At 69.1% G+C, this 23,536-nt stretch carries 18 protein-coding genes; 9 read left to right on the top strand and 9 right to left on the bottom strand.

Features of this window, described 5'->3' with window-relative positions:
* The first annotated feature begins 2 nt into the window (after positions 1-2).
* Together ACWCP8_RS06880 and kdpA are read left to right on the top strand one after the other, a co-directional pair.
* Positions 3-863, top strand: a complete 861-nt coding sequence (locus ACWCP8_RS06880; RefSeq protein WP_451114626.1) for a potassium-transporting ATPase subunit C — start codon at positions 3-5, stop codon at positions 861-863.
* A gap of 2 nt (positions 864-865) precedes the next feature.
* Positions 866-2,515 (top strand): potassium-transporting ATPase subunit KdpA, encoded by a 1,650-nt coding sequence (gene kdpA / locus ACWCP8_RS06875; protein ID WP_356000971.1) that lies wholly within the window; start codon positions 866-868, stop codon positions 2,513-2,515.
* A 31-nt stretch (positions 2,516-2,546) separates the two neighbouring features.
* On the opposite strand, the gene ACWCP8_RS06870 is transcribed toward kdpA, so the two are convergent.
* On the bottom strand, positions 2,547-4,361 hold the full coding sequence (locus ACWCP8_RS06870) for an APC family permease (RefSeq protein WP_356000973.1): 1,815 nt from the start codon (positions 4,359-4,361) through the stop codon (positions 2,547-2,549).
* A gap of 322 nt (positions 4,362-4,683) precedes the next feature.
* On the opposite strand from ACWCP8_RS06870, the gene ACWCP8_RS06865 reads away from it, so the two are divergent.
* The gene (locus tag ACWCP8_RS06865; protein WP_451114623.1) at positions 4,684-5,241 is read left to right on the top strand and encodes a hypothetical protein; all 558 of its coding nucleotides are present in this window, start codon (positions 4,684-4,686) and stop codon (positions 5,239-5,241) included.
* 75 nt (positions 5,242-5,316) lie between these two features.
* Here ACWCP8_RS06865 and ACWCP8_RS06860 read toward each other — a convergent pair whose 3' ends face one another.
* Together ACWCP8_RS06860 and ACWCP8_RS06855 are read right to left on the bottom strand one after the other, a co-directional pair.
* A complete protein-coding gene (locus ACWCP8_RS06860) occupies positions 5,317-7,194 on the bottom strand; it encodes an NAD-binding protein (RefSeq protein ID WP_451114621.1) in 1,878 nt (625 codons plus the stop codon).
* Positions 7,195-7,384: 190 nt separating this feature from the next.
* Positions 7,385-9,928 (bottom strand): ATP-binding protein, encoded by a 2,544-nt coding sequence (locus ACWCP8_RS06855; RefSeq protein WP_451114905.1) that lies wholly within the window; start codon positions 9,926-9,928, stop codon positions 7,385-7,387.
* Positions 9,929-10,185: 257 nt separating this feature from the next.
* On the opposite strand from ACWCP8_RS06855, the gene ACWCP8_RS06850 reads away from it, so the two are divergent.
* Both ACWCP8_RS06850 and ACWCP8_RS06845 read left to right on the top strand, forming a co-directional pair.
* Complete coding sequence (locus ACWCP8_RS06850) at positions 10,186-11,760, top strand: Na+/H+ antiporter (protein WP_451114619.1); 1,575 nt, start codon at positions 10,186-10,188, stop codon at positions 11,758-11,760.
* 266 nt (positions 11,761-12,026) lie between these two features.
* A complete protein-coding gene (locus ACWCP8_RS06845) occupies positions 12,027-13,976 on the top strand; it encodes an amino acid transporter (RefSeq protein ID WP_451114617.1) in 1,950 nt (649 codons plus the stop codon).
* 94 nt (positions 13,977-14,070) lie between these two features.
* Here the strand turns inward: ACWCP8_RS06845 and ACWCP8_RS06840 are convergent, their stop codons facing one another.
* A complete protein-coding gene (locus ACWCP8_RS06840; protein WP_451114615.1) occupies positions 14,071-14,340 on the bottom strand; it encodes a zinc ribbon domain-containing protein in 270 nt (89 codons plus the stop codon).
* On the opposite strand from ACWCP8_RS06840, the gene ACWCP8_RS06835 reads away from it, so the two are divergent.
* The 3 genes from ACWCP8_RS06835 to ACWCP8_RS06825 all read left to right on the top strand — a co-directional run bounded on the left by ACWCP8_RS06835 (position 14,339) and on the right by ACWCP8_RS06825 (position 16,363).
* Positions 14,339-14,539 (top strand): hypothetical protein, encoded by a 201-nt coding sequence (locus ACWCP8_RS06835; RefSeq protein WP_451114613.1) that lies wholly within the window; start codon positions 14,339-14,341, stop codon positions 14,537-14,539. The two genes, ACWCP8_RS06840 and ACWCP8_RS06835, sit on opposite strands and share 2 nt — an antisense overlap.
* 29 nt (positions 14,540-14,568) lie before the next feature.
* Entirely contained in the window at positions 14,569-14,889 is a 321-nt protein-coding gene (locus ACWCP8_RS06830) for a hypothetical protein (RefSeq protein WP_352268673.1), read from the top strand.
* A gap of 871 nt (positions 14,890-15,760) precedes the next feature.
* Positions 15,761-16,363 carry a hypothetical protein gene (locus tag ACWCP8_RS06825; protein ID WP_451114611.1) on the top strand — a complete coding sequence of 201 codons (603 nt, stop codon included), beginning with the start codon at positions 15,761-15,763 and terminating at the stop codon, positions 16,361-16,363.
* A 77-nt stretch (positions 16,364-16,440) separates the two neighbouring features.
* On the opposite strand, the gene ACWCP8_RS06820 is transcribed toward ACWCP8_RS06825, so the two are convergent.
* The 5 genes from ACWCP8_RS06820 to ACWCP8_RS06800 all read right to left on the bottom strand — a co-directional run bounded on the left by ACWCP8_RS06820 (position 16,441) and on the right by ACWCP8_RS06800 (position 22,302).
* Entirely contained in the window at positions 16,441-18,090 is a 1,650-nt protein-coding gene (locus tag ACWCP8_RS06820) for a thiamine pyrophosphate-binding protein (RefSeq protein WP_451114609.1), read from the bottom strand.
* Between the two features lie 172 nt (positions 18,091-18,262).
* Positions 18,263-18,607 (bottom strand): nitrile hydratase accessory protein, encoded by a 345-nt coding sequence (locus ACWCP8_RS06815; RefSeq protein WP_352268670.1) that lies wholly within the window; start codon positions 18,605-18,607, stop codon positions 18,263-18,265.
* A complete protein-coding gene (nthA, locus tag ACWCP8_RS06810) occupies positions 18,604-19,200 on the bottom strand; it encodes a nitrile hydratase subunit alpha (protein ID WP_352268669.1) in 597 nt (198 codons plus the stop codon). The genes ACWCP8_RS06815 and nthA overlap by 4 nt, the downstream gene beginning before the upstream one ends.
* Entirely contained in the window at positions 19,197-19,862 is a 666-nt protein-coding gene (nthB, locus tag ACWCP8_RS06805) for a nitrile hydratase subunit beta (protein WP_382835075.1), read from the bottom strand. Before nthB ends, nthA begins: the two co-directional genes overlap by 4 nt.
* A 262-nt stretch (positions 19,863-20,124) precedes the next feature.
* Positions 20,125-22,302 (bottom strand): SpoIIE family protein phosphatase, encoded by a 2,178-nt coding sequence (locus ACWCP8_RS06800; protein WP_451114606.1) that lies wholly within the window; start codon positions 22,300-22,302, stop codon positions 20,125-20,127.
* 403 nt (positions 22,303-22,705) lie between these two features.
* Here ACWCP8_RS06800 and ACWCP8_RS06795 point away from each other — a divergent pair, with 403 nt between their 5' ends.
* On the top strand, positions 22,706-23,116 hold the full coding sequence (locus ACWCP8_RS06795; protein WP_352268664.1) for an ester cyclase: 411 nt from the start codon (positions 22,706-22,708) through the stop codon (positions 23,114-23,116).
* The last annotated feature ends 420 nt before the right edge of the window (positions 23,117-23,536 follow it).

Here is a 23,536-nt window from a genome sequence, read left to right as displayed (position 1 = left end):
CCATGACACGCATCCCACACTGGCTCGCCCAGCACATCGCAGCGTTGCGGGTGGTCCTCGTGCTGACTCTCCTGACCGGCCTGGCCTATCCGCTCGCCATGGTGGCGGCAGCCCAGGTCCCGGGCCTCGACGGCACGTCGGAGGTGACCGGCGCCGACGGCAAACCGGCCGGATCCTCGCTGATCGGCCAGACGTTCACCGACGCCAAGGGCAACCCCATCAAGAAGTACTTCCAGTCCCGGCCCTCCAACGCCGGCACGGGATACGACGCCACGGCGTCCGGCGCCGGCAACCAGGGCCCCGAGTCCGTCCTCGACACCAAGGACAAGCCGAGCCTGCTCACCCTGGTGTGCGGGCGCGGCAAGGCGGTCGGCGACCTCGAAGGTGTCGACGGCTCACGCCCGTACTGCACGGACGACGGCGTGGGCGCGGTCCTCGGCGTCTTCTACGACGGCGGTACGAGCGGACGTGCCACCCAGGCCGTCAGTCTCAACCAGGCCTGCCCGGCCAAGCCGTTCGTCACCTCCTACAAGGGAGTTCGCGTCACATGCGCGAAGGCCGGCGCGGACTACAGCCACGCTGTGATCGTCCCCGTGCGCGGCAACGCCCCGGCGGACCCTGTCGTCCCCGCCGACGCGGTCACCGCGAGCGGCAGCGGCCTCGACCCGCACATCAGCCCGGCGTACGCGAAGCTCCAGGCACCGCGGATCGCTCGTGAGCGCGGAGCGAGCGCGGCCGACGTACGCAAGCTGATCGAGAAATACACCACCGGCCGCGCGCTCGGCGTGCTCGGCGAGCACGGCGTCAATGTCGTCGAGCTCAACATCGCCCTCGACCGTACGTATCCGAAGCAGGGAGCCTGATCATGGCGGCCTGGATCCAGGCATCGCTCGTCCTCGCCGTGGTCGTGGGGCTGCACGTCCCGCTCGGCGACTACATGGCCCGCGTCCTCGACGGCGGGAAGCACTGGCGGGGAGAGAAAACCCTCTACCGCGTCTGCGGAATCGACCCGGACAAGGAGCAGACCTGGCGGCACTACCTCACTGCCCTGGTCGCCTTCTCCGTCATGAGTATCGCGGCGCTCTTCGCCCTGTTCACCCTTCAGGGAAAGCTTCCCTGGTCGACGGGGCACGAGGGCATGCCGTGGCGACTCGCGCTGCACACCGCCGTCTCCTTCACGACGAACACCAGCTGGCAGAACTACGCGGGCGAGTCGACCACCGGGCATCTCGCCGTCATGGCGGGCCTGGGTGTCCAGGCGTTCGCGTCGGCGGCGGTCGGCATCTGTGTGGCCCTCGCCCTGGTCCGGGGCCTGATCCGGCGGTCCACGGACGACCTCGGCAACTTCTGGGTCGACCTGCTGCGCACGATCTTCCGCGTCCTGGTGCCGATCGCGGTCGTCGGCGGCCTGATCCTGATGGCCGGCGGTGTCATCCAGAGCCTCGGCGCCGGACACACCGTCACCACGGTCGCGGGTGGCAAGCAGACGATCCTCGAGGGGCCTGTCGGCTCCTGGGAACCGATCAAGCTGTTCACCGGCGACGGCGGCGGTGTCTTCAACGCCAACAGCGCCCACCCCTTCGAGAACCCGAGCGCCTGGACCAACGCCTTCGAGATCGTGCTGATGCTGCTCATCCCGACGGCCTGCATCCGCATGTTCGGCCGGATGATCGGCAGCCTGAAGCAGAGCTGGACCCTGCTCACCGTCGTCGGCATCCTCTTCGGCCTGCTCCTCGCCGCGGGCACGCTCGCGCAGAGCGTCCACACCGGCACGGTCACCCAGGCGGTCGCCGGACAGTACGAAGGCACCGAGACCCGCTTCGGCATCCCCGGCTCGACACTGTTCGGCGTGGGGGCCACGGGCTCGGCGGACGGCGCGGCCAACTCCTCGTACGACAGCTTCTCCAGCCTCGGCGGCGGGGTGCTGCTGTCCGCGATGATGCTCGGCGAGATCGCGCCCGGCGGCACCGGCAGCGGGCTCTACGGTCTGATCATGGTGGTCCTGGTGGCCGTCTTCATCGGCGGCCTGATGGTCGGCCGCACGCCCGAATACCTGCGCAAAAGGATCGGTTTCGGGGAGATGCGGTGGGTGGTCGTGTACGCGCTGATCCCGCCCACGGTCATCCTCGCCTGCACGGGTATCGCACTCGCCTTCGATGACGGCCGGACCTCGATGGGCAACCCGGGAGCGCACGGCCTGACCGAGCTCATCTACGCCTACACCAGCAACACCAACAGCAACGGCAGCGCGATGGCGGGCTTCAACGGCGCAACCGACTTCCACAACCTGCTGATGGTGTTCGCGATGCTGGCCGGCCGCTACCTCCCGATGGCCTGCGTCCTGGCCCTGGCCGGACGCCTCGCCAAGCAGCAACCGGGCGTCGTCACAGTCGGCACGCTGCGCGCGCAGGGCGTCAACTTCGTCGTCCTTGCCACAGCGGCGGCCGTCATCCTGGCGCTGCTCAACTTCCTTCCGGCGCTGTCCCTCGGCACCATCGCCGACGGACTGCTGTAGCGGGCCGAGTACCGGCTGATCCTGCGATCCCTCACAGACTCAGCCGGTACGGCACGACACACACGACGACGTCGGTGCGGGCCCTCAGCGCTGCCGCCAGCAGCAGGCCCCGCTGATTCTGCAGGATCTGGTAGCGGCGGTGGAGGGGCTCCACCTCGGGGATGAGGACGGCGATCTGCCGTCCTCCCTCCGCCGCCCGCTGGACGTAGTCGACGATGGGCTGCACCAGCGAGCGCTGCGGACTGTCGATGACATCCAGACGTACACCGGGACCCCAGCGGGCCCAACTCTCCTCCAGGGCACGAGCCTTAACGGGATCACCGTGCACCGCGACCGCGACGACTTCGTGGCCGAGGGCACGGGCGGCCGTCAGCGCGTGCTGGGTGAGCTTGCTGACCTCGCCGACCGGCACGATGACGAGGGAGTCGGTAACGCGCACGGGCGGCGGGACCTCACCCAGCCCCAGTTCCCTGCCGACCTCCGTGTAGTACCGCTGGATACGGGCGAACAGCAGCATCAGCAGGGGAACGGCGGCAACCACCACCCAGGCCCCCTCCAGGAACTTGGTGGCCAGCAGGACGATGCCCGCCACGGTGGTCAGGATCGCGCCGACCCCGTTGAGCACCGCGCGCCGCACCCAGCCGGACGGCCTCTCCCGCGCCCAATGCCGTACGAGCCCGACCTGGCTGATGGTGAAGCCGATGAACACCCCGATCGCGAACAACGGGATCATCCGGTGCGTGTCCGCGTTCACTGCGATCAGTAGCAGCGCCGCGAGCAGAGCGAGGGCCACCACTCCCCAGCGGTAGACGGGGCGCTCTCTGCGCAGACCAAAGAGATGAGGCAGCCGGTGGTCCCTGGCGAGCAGGCTCATCAGGACGGGCAGGCCGCCGAAGCTGGTGTTGGCGGCGAAGGCCAGCGCGAGGGTGACGATGAGGTTGGTCGTGTAGTACGGCCAGCCCGTCCCGTACGAGCCCGCGGTGAGCTGCGCGAGCACTGTCACGCCGCCGCGCGGGGCCACATGGTCGCGGCGGATCAGGACGGCCAGCCCGATCAGCATCAGCCCGAGCAGCGCGCCAAGCATCAGCTCGGTGCGCTGCGCCCGCTTGACGCGCGGCTCACGGAAGGCGGGCACACCGTTGGCGATGGCCTCCACCCCGGTCAGCGCGGAGCAGCCGGAGGAGAACGCCTTCAGGAGCAGCAGCACGCCCAACGCCTCAGTGCCATGCACAGGTTGGGCGGTCCCGACGACGGCCGCGGGGTGGGAGCGCAGCAGCCCGAGCGCGATGATGCCGAGGATGCTCACGATGAACAGCCCCGTGGGCAACATCAGCACCCGTGCACTTTCGGCCACGCCGCGCAGATTCACGGCCGTGAGAAGAGCAAGCCCGACAAGACAGATTTCCAGCAGATGCGAGCCGAGGGAAGGGAAGGCGGAGGCGAGACTGGCCGCGCCGGCCGCCAGGCTGACGGTCACGGTCAGCACGTAGTCGACGACGAGACTGGCCGCCGCGAGGTAACTCGTCCTGGGGCCGAGATCCTTCTTCGCCACCGCGTAGGCACCGCCCCCGTCCGGGTGAACGGCGATCACCTGTCCGTAGGACACGACGAGTACCGCCAGCAGCGCGGCAATGACCAATGTCACCGGCAGCGTGGCGGTCAGCGCCCCGGTCCCGGCCGCGATCAGGACGAGCACGATCGCCTCGGGTCCGTACGCGACCGAGCTCAACGCGTCCAGGGACAGCGCGGCGAGCCCCTCGAGGCTGGTCAGGTGGTGCCGTTCACCTTCCCCGGGCCGCAACGGAACTCTCGGCCGCAGTTCGCGGCGGGCCAGGCCGTACGCCATGAGGGACCTCGCGGTGCAGAGTGCGGGGGGATGGGTGCTGTTCGGGGCCAGTGTGACCGGGCCACCACGGCGAGGCGCGTCAAGGACGCGCCAAGGCTCCACGCCTTTTCTGGGAATCCCCATGCCGAATGCGCGGCCGGGGCCACGCGGCGGTACGGCGGAGCCCAGGGCCGGTCAGGCGGTGGCGCCCACCGGAAGGGCTCGAAGATGCGGTCCTTGGTCCCGGCCCACCACGACCGGGCGTCAAGGAGGAGCAGGATGTCCATCAGAGCCACGTCAAGGTACGGGGTCCTGGCTCCCCGGGGGCTCTACCGTCGGCGCTATGGGACGCCGCAACGCCGCGCGACACGACGCGGTCCACAGCCACAAGGAGCCCCCCGCGGAAGTGACGTACGACCGCCGCTGGGCGGGGGATCTGCGCAGCTCGATCCGTTGCTCGGCCGTGCTCCTCGGCCTTCTGCTGCTGGTCGACCGGGGGGCCGACAGCCTCACGATCGTGCGGGGCACGCTGTGGGCGGGACTCGCTGTCCTGCTGTTCGTGGTCCTGTACCCCGCCCGGGTCACTGCGGGCGAGGGCTGGATCGCTTCCCGCGGCCTCCTGCGGGAGAAGCGGGTACGCACCGACGTGTTGGTGTCGGTGCGCTGCCTTGACGGCGTCTCCCAACGGCTCCGCCTGCGGGACGCTTTCGGCGGACGCGTCGAGATCAACCCCGAGGTTCTCGTGAACAACCCTGATCTGTGGCATCGCCTCGACGAGGACGCCCAGAAGTCCGATGCCTGCGGTTCCCTGACCTGCGGGGCAACCGCGTTGCGCCGGATCTCGAAGCGGATCGACCGCGAGACGGCCTTGAACGTGTTCAAGGTGTCTGACCTGGACTGAGCGCGCCGCGCCCGTCACACGAGGCCCTACCTACCCCGGTGGCCGCAACACCGGTGTCGGCGAAAGCGGCAGACCTCATCCCCGCCTGTCCGCCGGATGCGGCTGCACCCCAGTCAGGAGGATGTCCAGGCCACGCCGCGTCGTGGCCAGCACGACGCGGTCGCCCGCACGCAGAACCCGCCCGTGCGACGGGCGCCAGTCGAAGCCGGGTCGGCGGAACCGGATGCCGGCGAGGGTATCCGTCGAGGGCGGCGTGGACCGGTCCACGGCCGAGCCGACGGCCAGGACCCGCCACTCGTGCTCCCGGAACGCCTCGTGGATCGAGCGTCCTTCGAGCTCGGGATGCCCAGCCACGTCCACCACGGTGAACAGCAGCGAGCCGCGCTCGACCGGCATCACCCCCAGCACATGACGGCCCATCATCGCGGCGGCGAAGGACGGTGCGGCGAGCGCCGAGACACTGCGGCTGCGAGTGGGGGCCTGCGGGTAGGACGCGCGCAGGGTGCGCTGGACGGTGGCCGCGAAGTCGTCGTCGTACAGCCGCATCACCACTCGCACACTCGGGGTGGTCTCGCGTGCGGCCATCACGATGTCGAGGTTCTCGCTGTCATCGCGGGTGAGGACCAGCAGCGACTTGCTGTGCCGGATGCGCGCCCGGTCGAGGACACCCGGCGCTCCGGCGTCCTCCAGCACCAGCAGGACGTCGAGTTCGCGGGCGAAGGCGACGCCGCGCGCGTGCGGGTCCCGTTCGACGGCCACGACCTTGTGGTCGGTGGTGCGCAGCTGAGCAAGCACACGGGTGCCGATCTTTCCGAGACCGACCACGACGATATGGTCGGTGAGGTCGTCGGCGGGCGGGAGACCGACGGAGGCCGTGCGGAACGCCTCGGTGGCGTTCATGGTCGCGGCCACGACGAGCGGGAGCACGGCGAGTCCGACGAATCCCGCGATCAGTTGCAGCACCCGGCGGGCCACTGTCTCGTCGGTGGCCGGGTCACCCATGGTGAAGATGTCCAACATGGGCAGGTACACGTTCTTCCACCAAGGGTGCTCGTGCGCGAACAACGCCGTGGCGACCGCGAGCGCAACGACGATCGCGGCCAGCGCGCCGAAGACGGCGATGACCTCACGGGACAGGAAAACCCTCCACGGCAGATGCGCGAGCCGCGCCCTCAGCCAGCCGCCGACGCGGCCACGCCGCTCCCGGGCGACCGGCTCGGGCGCGTGGTGGTGGGTGACCTCTTCGAGCATCAGCCGACCGTGGGTGAACTGCCGGTGGTAGGCGGTGCGGGTGTCCGGCAGCAGCAGGGTGCCGTCCTCGCCCGGTGTCTCGGGGCTGTCGTCGCTCGCCGGGTCGTCCTGGTGGGCGCCGGAGAGCACGGCGAGTGTGGCCAGATCGGTCGACCGAGGCGGCGCGCCCGCGGCTCGTACGACGCCGCGGAATACCTTGCCCTCGACCTGCAGGGTGTGGCCGTAGCCGACCGCGGCGGCGGCCACCAGCTCCGGCACGGCGGTGTCCGCGTCGGACAGCACCGTGGTCGACATGTCCGGCCGGCGATCGTCGTCGTTCACGGCCCTGGCCTCAGCGGCCGCGCGGTCCAGGAGGCGTTCCAGATGGCGTCCGCGCTCGCGGTTGAACATGCGGATGACCAGGCGTATGGACGGGTTGAGGCCTCGGGCCAGCAGCGCCGCGGTCATGTTGACCTGGTCGTCGGCGTAAGTCAGCGCGAGGGCCGCGGCACGCTGTACCCCCGCGGCCTGCAGGGTCTGTTCGTCCAAGTGCGTCGCTACCAGCAGCTCGATGGGCGAGTGCGGGTCGCGGTGCAGCGCGGCGATCTCGGCGCCGTGCTCGTCCCTCCGTGACGGCAGTACGACGGTAACGGCCTCGCCGCACACGGCGTCCAGTTCGACTGCGAGCCGGCGCGCGAGCCCGTCGTCTCCACAGATCACCATGTGCTGAGAGCGCGAACCAAGTCCCGTTTGAAGATGGAGAGTTGATGCCCCATCAGCCAGGAACGACAGGGCAGACGTGTCCGGTTCCGGTGAGCGAGGGATTCGGCGTCAACATTCCGTATGCGTCCGTCAGCGGTGTGGGGCGTGCCGCGGGCCGGCCGCCCATGCGGTACCGGGTTTCAGCCGTCCTTCACGGCCGCCCTCCTACGCTCTGCGTACCGATGCGGTGCTCCGCCCGCTCGGCGAAGGGCAGGGACAGCACCATGGTCAGGCCCCCGCCGGGCGTGTCCTCCGGGCTGAGGGTGCCGTCCATCGCCTCGGTCAGGCCCCGGGAGAGGGCCAGGCCCAGGCCGAGCCCGGTGGTGTTGTCGGTGTCGCCGAGGCGCTGGAAGGGTTCGAAGAGGCGGTCGCGGTCGGTGGGCGGAAGGCCGGGTCCGCGGTCGACGACGCGCAGTTCGACGCGGCCTGCGTGGGTGCTGGCGGTCAGCAGCACCTTGTGCCCGGCCGGACTGTGGCGGGCGGCGTTCCCCGCGAGGTTGGCGACCACCCGCTCCAGCAAGGGCGGGTCGGCCAGCACGGCCGGAACCTCCTCCAGGTCCCCCACCTCCACCTCAGGGGTGTCTGCCAGCGCCGCCGGCAGGATCTCTTCGAACGTGGTGGCGCGCAGGTTCAGGGTGAGCGCCCCTGCCTGCAATCGGCTGAGGTCGAGCAGGTTCTCCACCAGTCGGTTCAGCTTGGCCATCGACTCGTCGGCAGTGGCGAGGAGCTCGCCCCGGTCCTCGTCGGAGAACTCCACGTCACGGCTGCGCAGTGAGGAGACGGCTGCCCAGCCGGCGGCGAGCGGGGTGCGCAGGTCGTGGCCGACCGCCCGCAGCAGCGCCGTACGCATCCGGTCGGCGGCCTTGACCGGTTCGACCTCGGCGGCGGCCTCGGCGAGCCGGGCCCGTTCGACAGCGGCGCCCACGTGCGCCGCGAAGGCGGCCAGGACGCGCCGTTCGGAGGACGGGAGGGGACGGCCGCGCAGCACCAGGAAGGCGCCGGGTCCCGCGGGTACAGCCGTCACGTCGTCCCCTCCGGGCGGCTCGTCCACCAGCTCCGCCGAGTCCATGCCGAAGGTCTCGCGGGTACGTTCCACCAGCGCCGGGATCGTCGCGCCGCCGCGCACGATGGTGCCCGCGAGGGACGACATGGTCTCCGCCTCGGCGGTGGCCCGCGCCGAGCGCCGCGACAGGCGCAGGGAACGGTCGACGACAGCAGCCACTATGGCGGCCACCACCGCGAATACCGCCAGAGCCAGCAAGGCATTCGGATCGTTCAGCGTGAACTGCCCGATGGGCGGGATGAACCAGTAGTTGAGCAGCAGGGACGCCGTCACCGACGCGATCACCGCCGACGCGACCCCACCTATGCAGGCCACCCCCACCACGGCGAGCAGGAAGAGCAGGGCCTCGCTGGTGAGGTTGAGTCTGTCCCGGGCTGCGCCCAGATCCAACAGGAAGGTGAGTGCCACCGGCAGCAGCAGGCCGGCGACCGGGCCCGCGATCCAGCGTGCGGTCGACAGAGTACGTCTGCGCGAGGGCAGCAGCGTGCCGCGCCCGGCGCGTTCGTGCGTGACCGTGTGGATGTCGATGTCGCCGGAGAGTTCGACAACCGTCTCGCCGGTGCCGCGTCCGGTGACGAAGCGTTCGAGGCGGCCCCCGCGGCTGGTGCCGAGCACGAGCTGGGTGGCGTTCTCGGCACGCGCGAATTCCACCAGGGCGGTGGCGACGTCGTCGCCGACCACGGAGTGGTAGCTGCCGCCGAGGTCCTCGGTCAGCCGCCGCTGCCGGACCAGGGAAGCGTGCGAGGTGCCCGCGGCGAGCCCGTCGCTGCGCGTGACGTGGACGGCGAGCAGGTCACCGCCGGCCGACCGGTCGGCGATGCGGGCAGCCCGCCGGATGAGAGTGTCGCCCTCGGGGCCGCCGGTGAGCGCGACCACGACCCGCTCCCGAATCTCCCAAACCCCACCGATGCCGTGCTCGGAGCGGTACTGCTGAAGCGCCTCGTCGACGCGGTCGGCCACCCACAGCAGGGCAAGCTGACGCAGCGCAGTCAGATTGCCGGGTCGGAAGTAGTTGGCGAGCGCCGCGTCCACCTTCGCGGGCGCATAGATGTTGCCGTGCGCCATCCGGCGGCGCAGCCCTTCGGGCGGCATGTCCACCAGCTCGATCTGATGGGCTCTGCGGACGACCTCGTCGGGCACCGTCTCGTGCTGCGGCACCCTGGTGATCTTCTCAACGACGTCGTTGAGGGATTCGAGATGCTGGATGTTGAGCGCGCTGATGACATCGATCCCTGCCGCGAGCAGCTCCTCGACGTCCTGCCAGCGCTTGGGGTTGCGGCCGCCACCAGGGACGTTGCTGTGGGCGAACTCGTCGACGATCGCGACCTGCGGGCGGCGCGCAAGGACCGCGTCGAGGTCCATCTCCGTGAACTCGGCGCCGCGGTAGGAACACGAGGCTCGCTCGACGACTTCCAGGCCGTCGAGCATCGCCTCCGTGCCGGGGCGCCCATGGCACTCGACGAACCCCACGACGACATCGACGCCGCGTGCCGCCCTGCGCCGCGCCTCGTCGAGCATGCGGTAGGTCTTGCCCACCCCCGGGGCGGCCCCGAGGTAGACCTTCAAGCGTCCGGGACGTACATCACCGCCGCCGGTCCGGACCTCACCCCCGCCGGCCCATGCGTCACTCATGTTGGCCCGTACGTCACTCATCGCGCCCGACGTGCTCCGCTCACTGGCGATCAACTCCCCGGAGGGAAGAGTTCCTTCCTCCTACCGAAGCGCTTGTGCGAGTCGCTCGGCGTGCCCCTTGACGGATCTTTGGCGCCGGCCACGTGGACGTTGACACCACTTTGACAAGCCCTGGACCGATAGGGTGAAAGTGGTGCGCCGGGAAGTCTGGTCGGCAGGGAGCCACAAGGTCTCCTTCTCACGACCAAGGGAACGGCATGCGCAGCGTAGGGACGGTCCTGGCTCTCGTGGTACTCGCCACCGTGGTGGCGACCTTCGCGCGCCGCCGACGGATCCCCGCTCCCTCTCTCCTTGTTGTCGCCGGCCTCGCCGTCGCCCTGCTGCCCGGCACTCCCGAAATTCAGATCAGCCCCGAGATCATCGGGCTCGTCGTGCTGCCGCCACTGCTGTACGCGAGCGCCGAGGAGCTGTCCTGGCGCGAGCTGCGCGCGGTGTGGAAACCGGTCGGGGTACTGTCGATCGGCCTGGTGCTGGCCTCGGCGGCAGCGGTCGGCGCGGTGGCTTGCCTGGTCGCGCCGCTGTCGTGGCAGATGGCGTTGGTGCTGGGCGCGGTGCTGGCCAGTACGGACCCGGTGGCCGTCACCGCGCTGGGCAGACGACTGGCGCTGCCGCCCAAGGTTCAGGTACTGGTCCAGGCCGAGAGCCTGTTCAACGATGCGACGTCGCTGGTCCTGTTCCGGGTCGCGGTGAGCGTGGCGGTGGCATCGGCGGCGGTCGGCTGGGATGCGGCGGCACGGGAATTCGCGCTGCTGGCGGGCGGCGGCATGGTCATCGGGGCGGCCCTTGCGGGCGTCGTGGCCCTGATCCGCAGGCGTACGGAGGACCCGGTGCTGGAGACGGTGATTTCCCTCGTCACCCCGTACGCGGCCTACGTTCTGGCCGAGGCGGCGCACACGTCGGGTGTCACCTCCGTGGTGGTGGCCGGTGTCGTCCTGGGCGGCCGGGGCGATCGGCTCACCAACGCCCGCATACGGCTCCAGCTGCACGCCGTCCACGGCACCGTGGTCTTCCTGCTGGAGAGTGTCGTCTTCAGCCTCATCGGCCTGGCCTTGCCGGCCCAAGTACGCGCCCTCTCCGAGGGTGACCGGGCGTGGCCGCTGTACGCGCTCGCCGTTGCCGCCACTCTGATCGCCATGCGCATGCTGTGGCTGGCGCCGCTGTCGGCGGTCGTGCAGCGCAAGGGCGGTATCCAGCGCATGAACTGGCGCGTGCCGGTGGTGCTGACCTGGGCGGGCACCCGGGGTGTCGTACCGCTGGCCGCTGCCCTGTCCATCCCGGTGACCACAAAGGCGGGGGCCACGCTCCCGGAGCGCCCCCTCGTCCTCGTCCTCACCACTTCGGTCGTGGTCGCCACCCTGGTCGTTCAGGGTTTCACCCTCGCCTCGGTCGTCCGTCGGTCCGGCATCGCCCTGGAGCCCGACCACACGGAACGGGAGGAGGCCGAGGCCCGCTGCAGCCTGGCGACCGCGGGGCTGAGCCGCCTGGAGGAGATCTCGGACCTGGAAGCCGTCCCGGAGGTCGTCCTCGACCGTCTCCGCCGCGGCCTGACGGCTCGACTCGACCACGCCCGCGACCGGCTCGCGCAGGACAACGGCGACGGGAGCCCGACAGAATCCGCCGACCTCACCTACCGCCAGCTGCGCCGCGACCTGATCACCGTGGAGGCGGCCGAGCTCCAGCGCCTGTACGACGAGCACCGCATAGGCGACACGACCCGCCGGCGACTGCAACACTCACTGGACCTGGAGGAGGCGCGCCTCGCGGACGCCTAGAAACTCCTGACGCAATGACTTCGGATCGTCCGCGTCACCTTCGTGCAGGGCGACCGCGAGACGTCGTGCGGGATGTCGTTGAGTATTCGCTCCTGATATCGCCCGGCCGCCGTCGCCGACGACAGTGAGCAGCCGGGACCGACAGGGACGTTCCTCTCAACGTGCGCCACCGCTGGGCCTGTGGATCACTGTTTGCATACGCCGGCCCACCCGTCCGCGTGATGGCCGGATCCGCACGCCGCGCAGCACGTCAGGAGAGCCCGCAGATGGCCACCACCGAACACGCCCGCACGAGTCGATTGCGGGCGTGGATGTTGGAGGGCCTGTCCGACATGGCCAGGCACCAGCAGAGGCCGCAGGCCGAGCCGGAGCCCGCACACAAGGGGCAGCGGTGGTGGCGTGTGATGTGCCTGACCGGCGTCGACTACTTCTCCACGCTGGGCTATCAGCCGGGCATCGCCGCCCTTGCGGCCGGGCTCCTGTCCCCGGTGGCCACCATCGTGCTCGTGATCGTCACTCTGGCGGGTGCACTGCCGGTCTACCGGCGGGTGGCCGAGGAGAGCCCGCACGGCGAGGGATCGATCGCAATGCTGGAACGGCTGCTGTCGTTCTGGAAGGGCAAGCTGTTCGTCCTGACTCTGCTCGGCTTCGCCGCCACCGACTTCCTGATCACCATCACGTTGTCGGCGGCGGACGCCTCCACCCACCTGGTGGAGAACCCGCACCTGACCGATGTGCTGCACGACAAGCAGATGCTGATCACGCTGCTGCTGGTCGCGCTGCTCGGGGCGGTGTTCCTCAAGGGCTTCCTGGAGGCCATCGGCGTCGCCGTCGTCCTGGTCGGGATCTACCTGACCCTGAACGTCGTGGTCGTGGTGGTGGGCGTGTGGCACGTCGCCACCGCCGCGCACGTGGTCACCGACTGGACCAGCGCCCTGACCACCGAGCACGGCAATGTCATCGCCATGGTCGGCGTCGCGCTGCTGGTCTTCCCGAAGCTGGCCCTTGGCCTGTCCGGCTTCGAGACCGGCGTCGCGGTCATGCCGCACGTCCAAGGCGACCCCGCCGACACCGAGGAGAAACCCACCGGGCGTATCCGGGGCACGAAGAAGCTGCTGACCACCGCTGCGGTGATCATGAGCGTGTTCCTGATCGCCACCAGCTTCATCACCACCGTGCTCATCCCGGAGAAGGAGTTCGAGTCGGGCGGTCAGGCCAACGGCCGCGCACTCGCGTACCTGGCGCACGAATACCTCGGAAACATCTTCGGCACGGTCTACGACGTCTCCACCATCGCCATCCTGTGGTTCGCCGGCGCCTCCGCCATGGCCGGCCTGCTCAACCTGATGCCCCGCTACCTACCTCGGTACGGCATGGCCCCGCACTGGGCGCGCGCCGTGCGCCCGATGGTGATCGTCTTCACCCTGGTGGCATTCCTGGTCACATGGATCTTCGACGCCGACGTCGACGCCCAGGGAGGCGCCTACGCCACCGGCGTCCTCGTGCTGATCAGCTCCGCCGCCATCGCCGTCACCATCGCCGCGCGCAAGGCCGGCCAGCGCAACTGGACCATCGCCTTCGCCGCCATCTCGGTGATCTTCCTCTACACCACCGTCGTGAACGTCATCGAGCGCCCCGACGGCGTGAAGATCGGTGCCTGCTTCATCGCCGGGATCATCCTCGTCTCACTGCTTTCACGACTCGCCCGCGCCTTCGAACTGCGGGTCACCAGCGTGACCATGGACGCCATGGCGGAACGCTTCGTGCGCGACGTCGCCAGCCGCAGAATCCGGTTCATCGCCAATGAGCCGGACAACCGCGACAAGGCCGAATACCGCGACAAGATCGAGCAGATCCGTCACGACAACGACGTCCCGACCCCTGAGGACTTCGTCTTCGTCGAGGTCACCGTCCTCGACCCCTCGGAGTTCGAGGCGGGCCTGAACGTACGCGGCGAAGTCCTGCACGGCCGCTACCGCGTCCTGACCCTGGAGAGCTCCTCCATCCCCAACGCCCTCGCCGCCCTGCTCCTGCACGTCCGCGACACCACCGGCTGCACCCCGCACATCTACTTCGAGTGGACCGAGGGCAACCCCTTCGCCAACTTCCTCCGCTTCTTCCTCTTCGGTCAGGGCGAGGTCGCCCCCGTCACCCGTGAGGTCCTCCGCGAGGCCGAACCCGACCCGGCCCGCCGCCCCCGTGTCCACGTCGGCTGAGCCGGGCGAGCAGTCAACTTGACCCGGTCCTAAAGGACCGGGCTTGGAGGTAGAGCCCAACTGGCTGCTGGGTTGTCTCCTCCGTCCAAACCACCTACGGGGTGGCTGGGACGCGTGACTCACGCCCCGCAGTCCACACAGTCTCGCCCTTGCGGTCGATGTTGTGGGACGCGTTGTCGTCCGCGTGCATGGTGACGCCGCAGGCGCGGCACGCGAACGTTGCTTGATCGACTCGGTTCTTCCGGTCGATGTGTCCGCACTTGGAGCATTGCTGGCTGGTGTATGCCGGATCGACGTATACCAGCGGCACCCCGGCCCGGCGTGCCTTGTACTCAAGGAACGAGCCCGCCGGTCGGCGGACCATGCCGGTCGCCTATCCGACGCTCTACAACTCGTACCGGCTCGGGATCGCCAGGCCGAGCCTGACACCGGCCTGGCCGACACACAGGCCCTGCTGGCCCCCGTACAACGGGACCGGTGACGACGCCCAGCAGTACGGCCGCGAGCTGATCGGCCTGTCCAACGTGCTGGAGAACCACAACCAGCTGTCGTGCGACAGGTGACTCTGATCACGAGCGTGAATACTGGGCGCATGCGGAAGTGGTTGTTGACAGCCGTGGGCGTGAACCTGCTGCTGGGAATTCCCGGCGTCGTTCCGGTGTGGCTGCTGTCGTATTTCGCGGTGAACTGGCCGCTCGCGGCCGTCGGTTGGACACAGCGGGAACCGACGGAGAACGACGGCATGCTGCCATGGCTGCTGGTCGGGGGACCGGTAGTGGCACTGTTCGCTCTGCTCTGGTGGCTGGCCAACCGCCCTCTGCGACGCAGGACAGCGCTGGACCCCCGCGTGTACTGGCCGGTCGGTGCCCTGATGATCCTTGTGCCGTCGATCACGCTCATGGTCGTTCTCTGAGAGAGGAATTGAAGACGTGCAGACCGAATAACGAGGCCGACCGTCGTGAAGAGCGCCGCGGTGGTCGGTGCCGTGGCTGCCATGGGCCCAAAGGACGAGTCACCTCCTCCCCACGGCCTGGAGCACCATCGGGAGGGGGCGCCGAACGGGTGCTGAGTCAGCTTTGGGATGGCGGCCGGCCTGTTTGCTGTCCCGGTCGTAGAGGTCGACGATCCACCGGGGCGAGACGGCGTTCCTCCGTCGTTCGGTACGGTCGTGCCGGTGGACCGGGTAGTACTGAGGCCGACAGGGCCGGAAACGGCCGGGAACACCGCCACCGGTGCGGTCGCGCCGCCCGCCCGCGGTGCCGTCCTCACCCGTATTCGCCCGGGTCGCATGCGGCCGGGTCACGCAGGTCTTGTCACCGAGGGAACGGTCTCCTCACCGTGGGGGCGTGGCCGCAGATGTCTCACTGAGACTGCGGCGGTGCCGTACTCCGCGAGGCCTCACCTCTGCGGCCGAACGAACCTCGCCGGAGGGGGCGGCGCCGGAAAGCCGACGGATGGCTGCGAGAAAGAGGTCGGCCGGGCGCTGAGATGCCGAATCCCCCACGAGGGCATAGCGTCCATTTGGCTCGTAGTGCGCTAAGGGAGGTGCTGATGTCTGCTCTCGTCGTGATCGGTTACGACGGCGCCAGAGGTAACGACCAGCCCCACGCGCCCGTCAACCGCGTGAGCCTCGTCCCGATCGTGCTCCGTCCCTGGTGATGCCTGTACCGTCCCACTGGCGGAAGCCGGGTCGCACTCAGCACCACACGTCCGCCGCGTCCGCTCCACGGGCCGGTCGAGTCGACAGGCTCTCCTCCCGCGCCGTGCGGGCATTCACTCGCACAGTGGGTCGTGCCGCCTTGGTCACCCTGCTCGGTACGGCGCTGATGCTCACCGCGCTGCCGCCGGCTGCGCACGCCGCGGCACGCCCGGCCGCTCCCCCTGTTCAGCGGAGTGACGAGAGCTCCGGCGGTCCCGTGCACACGTCCGAGGAGTGCAACGCGGATCCTGCTTCGTGCCACGACGCGAACTGGCTGTACCGGTACATCTACTCCCTCGGGATCCACCCCTTCACCAGCCCTCACGATGTGCGCAAACAGCTCACCGGAAACTTCTGGCTGTTCTCGGTGCGCGGCGCATGTCCCACCCGGATCCGTCCGAAGGAGGAGTGCGACCTGCTGGGTGGAAACCCGGTCCGGGTGGAAGCCATCGGGTACGACTACCTTCAGATCGCGACCCTGCCCGGCCACGTTCTGGGTGACGGTCTGCACATCCGCTTCACCTTCACCCGCAGTCTCGGCTTCCACTACCTGATCGTGAGTGCCTGGCAGAAGAAACCGACCGCCTGCACCGAGAAGACACTGTGCACTGTGGCAAGTCGTGTGGGTGCCTGGGCACTGTGGCGAGTCCTCTCCGAGACGCTGGCAATATCGGCCTACCTCGCCTGACGCAGCCGAACAGCCGGTCCAGGCGTCGTTCAGACACCGCGGACAGGATGGGGCACACACGGCTAGCCGGACAGCCCTTAGCCGAGGTGCTTGGCGATCTCCCAGCTTGCCGCCAGTTCCACCTCGCCGTTGATCCGTACGTCGACCAGGACCGGGCCGTTCTCGACGGCCAGTGCTCTGTCGATCTCGCCGAGGTCGTCGGGCTTGCGTACGGTGAAGCCCTTGGCACCGAAGCTTGCCGCCAGTTTCGCGAAGTCGGGCTCCGGCATGTCGGCGTAGGACGCATTCAGCTTCTTGTGGACCAGATCGTGCTTCTCCTGGCCCACCGCGTTGTCGTTGAAGACAATCACCGTGAGCGGCAGTTTGTGGCGGACGGCCGTATGGAAATCGGCGACGTTCATCATGAACGAGGCGTCCCCGGTCGTGTGCGTGACGCGCTGTCCGGGGCGTGCGAAGCAGGCTCCGATCGCAAGGGCCAGGCCCTGGCCGATGGCGCCGAAGTCCCAGCCGACCGCCCAGTTTTCCGCGCGCGGCACGGTAAGGATCTTCACGCAGACCATGGCCGCGTGACCGCCGTCGAGCACCAGGATACGGTCGTCCTTCGGCAGTGCGTCCTCGAGGTGCCGTACCGCCCTGCGCGGATCCGTCGCGTCTCCGTCGTTGTACCGAAGGGCCGTCGGCTTCCGGTCGTCCTGGAGCTTCTGTACGAGCCCGGGGTCGAGCCGGCGTGCGTCCACCGTCTCGGCTAGCCGGTCCGCCAGGGCCGCCACGGCCGTTCCGGCGTCGGCCGTCATGCCGACGGCCACACGGGCGAACCAGCCGAAAGCGTCCGGCCGGTCGTCGATCTGGATGATCTTCTTCCCGTTCGCCAGGATTTTGCCGAAGTCGGTTGTCCATTCGTTCAGGCTGGCGCCGACGACCACCATCACATCACTCTCGGCGAGTGTTTCCACCGTCAGATGGGAACCCAGCCCGCCGCTGACTCCCAGATACAGCGGATAATCCGCGCAGAATCCGGCGGCCAGAATGGATACTCCGACCGGTGCGCCAAGAAGCTCGGCCAGCCTGCGCACCTCGGACTCCGCTCCGGAGTTTCTCGCCCCGAGTCCGCAGAGAATCGTCGGGCGCCGGGCTGATGCGAGCAGCTTGACCGCTTCCTGGACATCATGCGTACGCGGCGGCTGGAGGGTGTTGGGCGCGTACATGGGCCGGTACATCCAGCCGGGATCCGGAATCTCCGTCTGCTGGATGTCTTGCGGCAGATTCAGGATGAAGGGCCCTTTCCGCACCTTGATCTGACGGAATGCCTCCCCGAGGCAGTAGTCCATGTTGTGCACCGATTCCAGTCGGACGGTGGCCTCGGTGGTGAGTCTGGCGAGCGCCTGCTGGTCCACCATTCCCTGCGGGTTGTACGGGTCACGGAGGGAGGCGTGTCCGGCGATCAGCATCAGGGGTGTGCGGTGGAGCCGTGCGGCCACCAGTGAGGTCGTGGCATTGGTGTAGCCCGGGCCTTGGGTGACCGACGCGAGGCCGGGCTTACCGCTGAACCGGGCGTAACCGTCGGCCATACCGACAGCGCTGGATTCATGGTGGGCGTGGATGAATTTCGCACCGTGCCGTTCGCCCAGGTCCACGATCAGGTCCTGGTTCGCGTCCCCCATCACCGCGAACAAGTGGTCGAGCCCTTCGGTGGCGATCGCGTCGGCGACGGCTTGGAATGCCTTCATCGGAGTTTCCCTTCGGGTTCGCTGGTCTTGAACCAACAGGCGCCGATGCTTTCGACGGAATACGGCGTTGCCGCCCTCCGCAGGCGCTTCATGGTGCGGCCGAACGGGTTCCCCGGGCCGGTGTGGTGGGTGCCGGCGACCAGCCACGGACCCGGTTCATGGTGGTTGCGGGTCAGTGCTGGTGGTCGTGGTCGTAGCCGGTGGGGCGCTGGGCCAGTGTCCGGGCGCGCGTGGTGACCTCGTCGGCCAGCACGGCGCCGCCTCCGGTGAGCACGTCTTCCAGTGCGCCCAGCCAGTGCTGGTAGTAGTTCCAGTGCGCGTCCTCGGTCGGTGCCGCTTCCCAGCGCGCGATCCGGGCGATCAGCGCCGCCTGGAACTGTGGCCAGGTGAACACGCCTGCCTCGTACAGGGTGACGGCCATGCCGAAGGCACGGCTCTCCCACGGCTCGGCAAACACCAGCTCGCCGTTGGAGCGCGGCGGCGCTGCCGGTCCCTCGATGTCCAGCGGGGCGGTCACGGCGCCTCGATCCTGGCGACGCCGACCATCGCGTCACGGGTGATCAGCGGCACGAGCTGTTCCTCGGACAGGCCCTCGGTGCCGGCCGGGCGCTGGGGAAGTACCAGCCAGCGCACCTCGCTGCTGGAGTCGTGGACGGTGATCTGCACGTCGTCGGCGAGTTCGAGCCCCATCTCGGAAAGCACCTTGCGCGGCTCCTTGACCACCCGCGCACGGTAGGCCGGGTCCTTGTACCAGCTCGGCGGCAGGCCGAGCAGCTGCCACGGGTAGCACGAGCACAGCGTGCAGACCACCACGTTGTGGCTGGTCGCGGTGTTCTCGACGACAACGACGTGCTCGGTCTGCACCCCGATGAAGCCCAACTCTTTGATGGCGGCGGTGCCGTCGTCGAGCAGCCACCGCCGATACTCGGGGTCGGTCCATGCCTTGGCGACCACCTTGGCTCCGTTGAGGGGGCCCACGTTGGTCTCGTAGTTGGTGACGATCGCGTCCAGCGTGTTCGGGTCGACCAGGCCCCGCTCGGTCAGCAGCTGCTCGAGCGCCTCGGTACGCAGTGGTGCGGGAATGCGTTCAGCGGATTCGCCGGTGGTCATGCGGTCCTCTCCAGATAGCTCTCGAACATCTCGATGGTGAGTGCGAACGGTTCGGCGTCGGTACCCCACAGCTCGTGCGAGTCGAAGCGCACCGAGTACACGTACTGCGGGTTCTCGCCCTGGAAGTGCGCGTTCGTGTCGGGCAGGACGGAGGCCGGCTGGATGAGCGTGACGACTCCGGTATGTCCGCGTGCATAGCCGGGCAGCCTGGTGTGTCCGGTCGGCGACATGTTCTTGGCACGCACCCGCTCGCCCACCGCGAACGCCGGCGCCGCGTCCACGGTGCGCAGCGAGCCCTCGGCGGTCGGCGCGTAGCCGGGCTTGGCGGGTTCGGGGATCGGCGGTTCCTCGACCTGCTCGCCGCGCAGGTTGCGGGCGCGGGCGTGAATCGCGGTCGGCGCCAGGATGGCGCTCTCGGTGAGCATCAGCTCGGCGGAGTTGAGCCAGCGGCCGAAGTAGCCGTCGGCCAGGTAGGCAGTTCGGTCCAAGCGCTCCATCGCATGCCGGAACGCGTCCACGTTCAGCCCGGCCAGCTGGATCGAGAGCACCGTCAGTGCGAACGCCCGGCCCTGCCAGGGTTCCGGGAAGGCCGGCTCGTCGGCGCGCGGCGGATGAGTGGGACCCCAGCCCTCGGTTCCCCCCATATCGGCGATCCCGTCCATGGCACCACCCCTCGTAGATCTGCAGCGACAGGGACACCCTCGGCACGATCAACGGCTGTTCAGGTCATTACGCGGACCGGCGGTTCGCCGTGCAGCCGTTGCAGCGCGCCCGCCGGCCCGGCCCTCATGGTGTGGAGCCCCTGCCGGTCCGACTCGGTCGGGCGATGCAATTGCACATCATCCGATATGTCACCACTCTAGGGCATTTGGGGATCCTCGGCCTGTATCGCGGAACCGGAACTCGGGCCGGCCGAGTCGTTCCTCATGTCCCGGATCGAGGTTCGGGCGTGTTCATGGTGGGGCCGACAACGCGGGTGCGGGCGACCAGTAGCGCGATGTCGTCCTCCGGCTTCGATGTCGTCGCCATCTCCGTGATCACCTGGGAGCAGAGGTCGTCCAGCTCCGACGGCGCTCGGCCCAACGCGGTTGCCAGCCGGTCGAGTCCGGCGTCGATGTCGGTGTTCCGCGTCTCGATGAGCCCGTCCGTGAACAGGACGATCAGGCTGCCCTCCGGCAGCTCCACCTCCACCGACTCGAACGAGCCGAGGCCCATGCCGATCAGCGTGCCTGCCGGGGTGTCGGGCGTGGTGACCTGGCCGTCCGGGGAGACCAGCAGCGGTGGCGGGTGTCCGGCACGGGCGAAGGAGCACACGCGGGTGGCCGGGTCGTACACGGCGTAGATGCAAGTGGCCCCTACGATCGGCGGGGCGGGGTCGCCGGGCCGGGCTGCCTCATCCGTCAGGTGGGTGGCCACCTCGTCGAGGTGGGCGAGCAGCTCGGCCGGCGGCTGGTCCAAGGCGGCCAGCGTAAGCACCGCCGTACGCAGACGGCCCATGGTGGCGGCCGCATTGATGCCGTGCCCGATGACGTCTCCGACGACCAGGGCGATCCGCCCGCCCGGCAGGTGGATGGCGTCGAGCCAGTCCCCTCCGACGCCCTCGTGGCGGTCCGACGGCAGGTAACGCCAGCCCAGTTCCACGGCGTTCCCGCCGGACAACGCGCCGGGCAGCAGGCTCTGCTGGAGCGCGAGGGCGGCAGCCCGCTCGCGGGTGTACCGGCGGGCGTTGTCCAGACTCAGTGCCGCGTGGACGGCGAGTTCCTCGGCCAGAAGCAGGTCGTCCCGCGAAAACGGAGCGACGTTCTCGGTGCGGACGAACACAGCGATGCCGAGGATGGTGCCGCGCGCCATGAGGGGGACCATCATGACGGAGTGCATGCCGGTCTCGCGGATGATCCGGGCACGCTTGGGATCCCCGGCGAGCCAGCTGCCGGACGCGGTGTCCATCACGGGCTCCAGATGCGACTCACGGTGGTGGAGCACGTACAGGAAGGGAGAGCCCGGAGGCACGAACACCGGCTCGCCCCGGGCGAAGGCGGACTCCGGCACACCTTCGTGGATAGAGGCGAGTCCCCCGCGGCGGAACACGGGGATGCCGGAGTCCCCGGGCCGCATCCGCTCCAGCGGCTCGCCGCCGAGGGGCACCGACTCGGCCAGGTCGACCGTGGCGTAGTCGGCGAGCGACGGGACGGCCAGGTCCGTGAGCTCCTGGGCGGTCGTCATCACATCCAGTGTCGTGCCGACGCACCTCGTGGCCCTGCTCAACAGCGCCATGCGCTCGCGCGTCCACCTCTGGGTGACGTCCGTCGAAATCGTGCACAGCCCGAGCGGTGTACCGTCCGCGCGCTCGAGGCGGATGAGGGTGGACGAGAAGACGACTTCCCGGTCGGCTCCCCGGCCCCCGCCCGGGGAGACCCAGCGCGCCTCGTGGCCGGTGACCGGCTCACCGGACGCCAGGACCCCCCGCATCACCGGCTCGACCGCGGCGAGGTCGAAGCCCCGCAGCGCCTCCCGCAAGAGTTCCGGGCGACCGTCCGGGGGCAGGCCCACCGTCCGTCTGGACGCCTGGTTCAGCCAGACGCAACGCAGCCGTGCGTCCCAGACGGCAACCAGGAGCGGCGAGCGGTCGAGCAGCGCCCGTACGGCGGGCTCGCCCGCCTTCCGCCGCGCGTCGCCGTCCGGCATGTCCGTCGCCGCCAGGAGCCAGCATCTCTCACCGTCGGCGCCGGTCAGGGCACTGACCTCCAGCTGCACCCGCAGGATGCGGCCATCGCGGTGCCGGACGTCCACCACCACACGTGGCCTGTGCTCGTGTTCGCCCGTCCGCTCCCTCCACGCAGGGTCGTGCGCCCGGGGCGGCAGACAGGATCCGCCTTCGCCTTCCGTACCTTCCTGCCGGCTTGCCAGAAGGCGCGCCGCAGGCCGCCCGACGACGTCCTCGGCTCGGTGGCCGAGAAGCTGTCGCGCCCCGTCGGCCCACGCCAGGACCGTACCGTCGCCGTCGATCACCGCTACCGCAGGAGCCGGCAGACCGCGGATGCCGTGCGAGGGGGCATCCCGCTCCTCCTCGGCACCGGGTGCAACGTCGGCTGGGCGCGTCATGGCCCCTGACCTTCCATGGCCTGTTCACTGTCGGGGACGATGCGATCGCTCAGCGGGCTTTCCAGCCTCGGTCCATGCCCAGGACGTCACCGGTGATGAAGGCCGCTTGGTCACCGCCGGCCAGGCCACGAGCGACGCCGGTTCCTGGGGTACTGCGATCCCCGTCCGAGCAGGTGGGCTGTACGTAACTCCGCCTGGAGCCCATCGTACGCGGGGAAGCCCACACGCGACATCGCGTTGCCGGCCACGCCGTCCTGGGCAGCCCAAGAACCGGGATACACCCGTTGAACAGGCGCAAGGACCGAGGACTCATTACGTTGAAGTAGGGGCCGAGGCACTCACCGCCGACCCCAGCGCGCTTGCACGGTGCCCAGACCTCCCCGTACAGGGTCGAAGGAGAGCCATGTCCCGCGACGAAAACCTCGCTGCCCAGAACACTTTCGCCGAGGCCGTGAACAGCGGAAAACTGGAGGATTTTGTCAAAGTCGTCGCAACCGACTCGGTCGACCACGATCCGGCTCCCGGCCAGGTTCCAGGCCCGGCCGGATTTCGGGCAATGTTCGCCGAGATCAGGGCGGCCTTCCCTGACCTGCACGTCGATGTCGAGCATCTCGTCACCACGGACGACGAGTTGGCATTCGCCTACACCATCAGCGGAACACACCTTGGTGAACTGATGGGACACAGTCCGACCGGCAAGAAGGTGTCCTACCGGGGCATGCAGATAAGCAGGTTCGCCGACGGAAAGCTCGTGGAGCGGTGGGGCAGCAGCGACGAACTCGGCATGCTGCGCCAGCTCGATCTCATCCCGTGAGTGGGCGCTGCACCGTGGTCACAGAAACAGAATGGGTCCGCCGGAGACCGCAGCACGGCCCGGCCACGCGCCATGGCAACGGAGGGCGCAGCCTTTGCACCACATCCCGTCCCGCGTGAGCGGACCACCGTCTCGGTGACTCCCCAACCGCTGCCGAGGCGCTCCTCGATCTCGTGGACAGAGCCACACGTGGAGCTCGCCTGCCCGACCGAAGACCACATCGGGCACGGACGATGCGCCGCGTCGCGGCCTCGGGGTGAGCCGAAGGGGAGCCTGGGCAAGCATTGAGTGGGTGCTGCCCATCTTCGGGAGTCCACCTGGATGGCGGCGCCACACAGGATCAACGCCTTCCTTCACGAAGAGACCTGCGGCCCCTTGCACGTTCTATGTCATGCAACATAAGTTACCGGCTGGTAGTCG

Source organism: Streptomyces sp. NPDC002206, from assembly GCF_053593595.1.
Note: the sequence above shows the minus strand (reverse complement) of the source record. Positions and strands in the feature narration are given on the sequence as shown.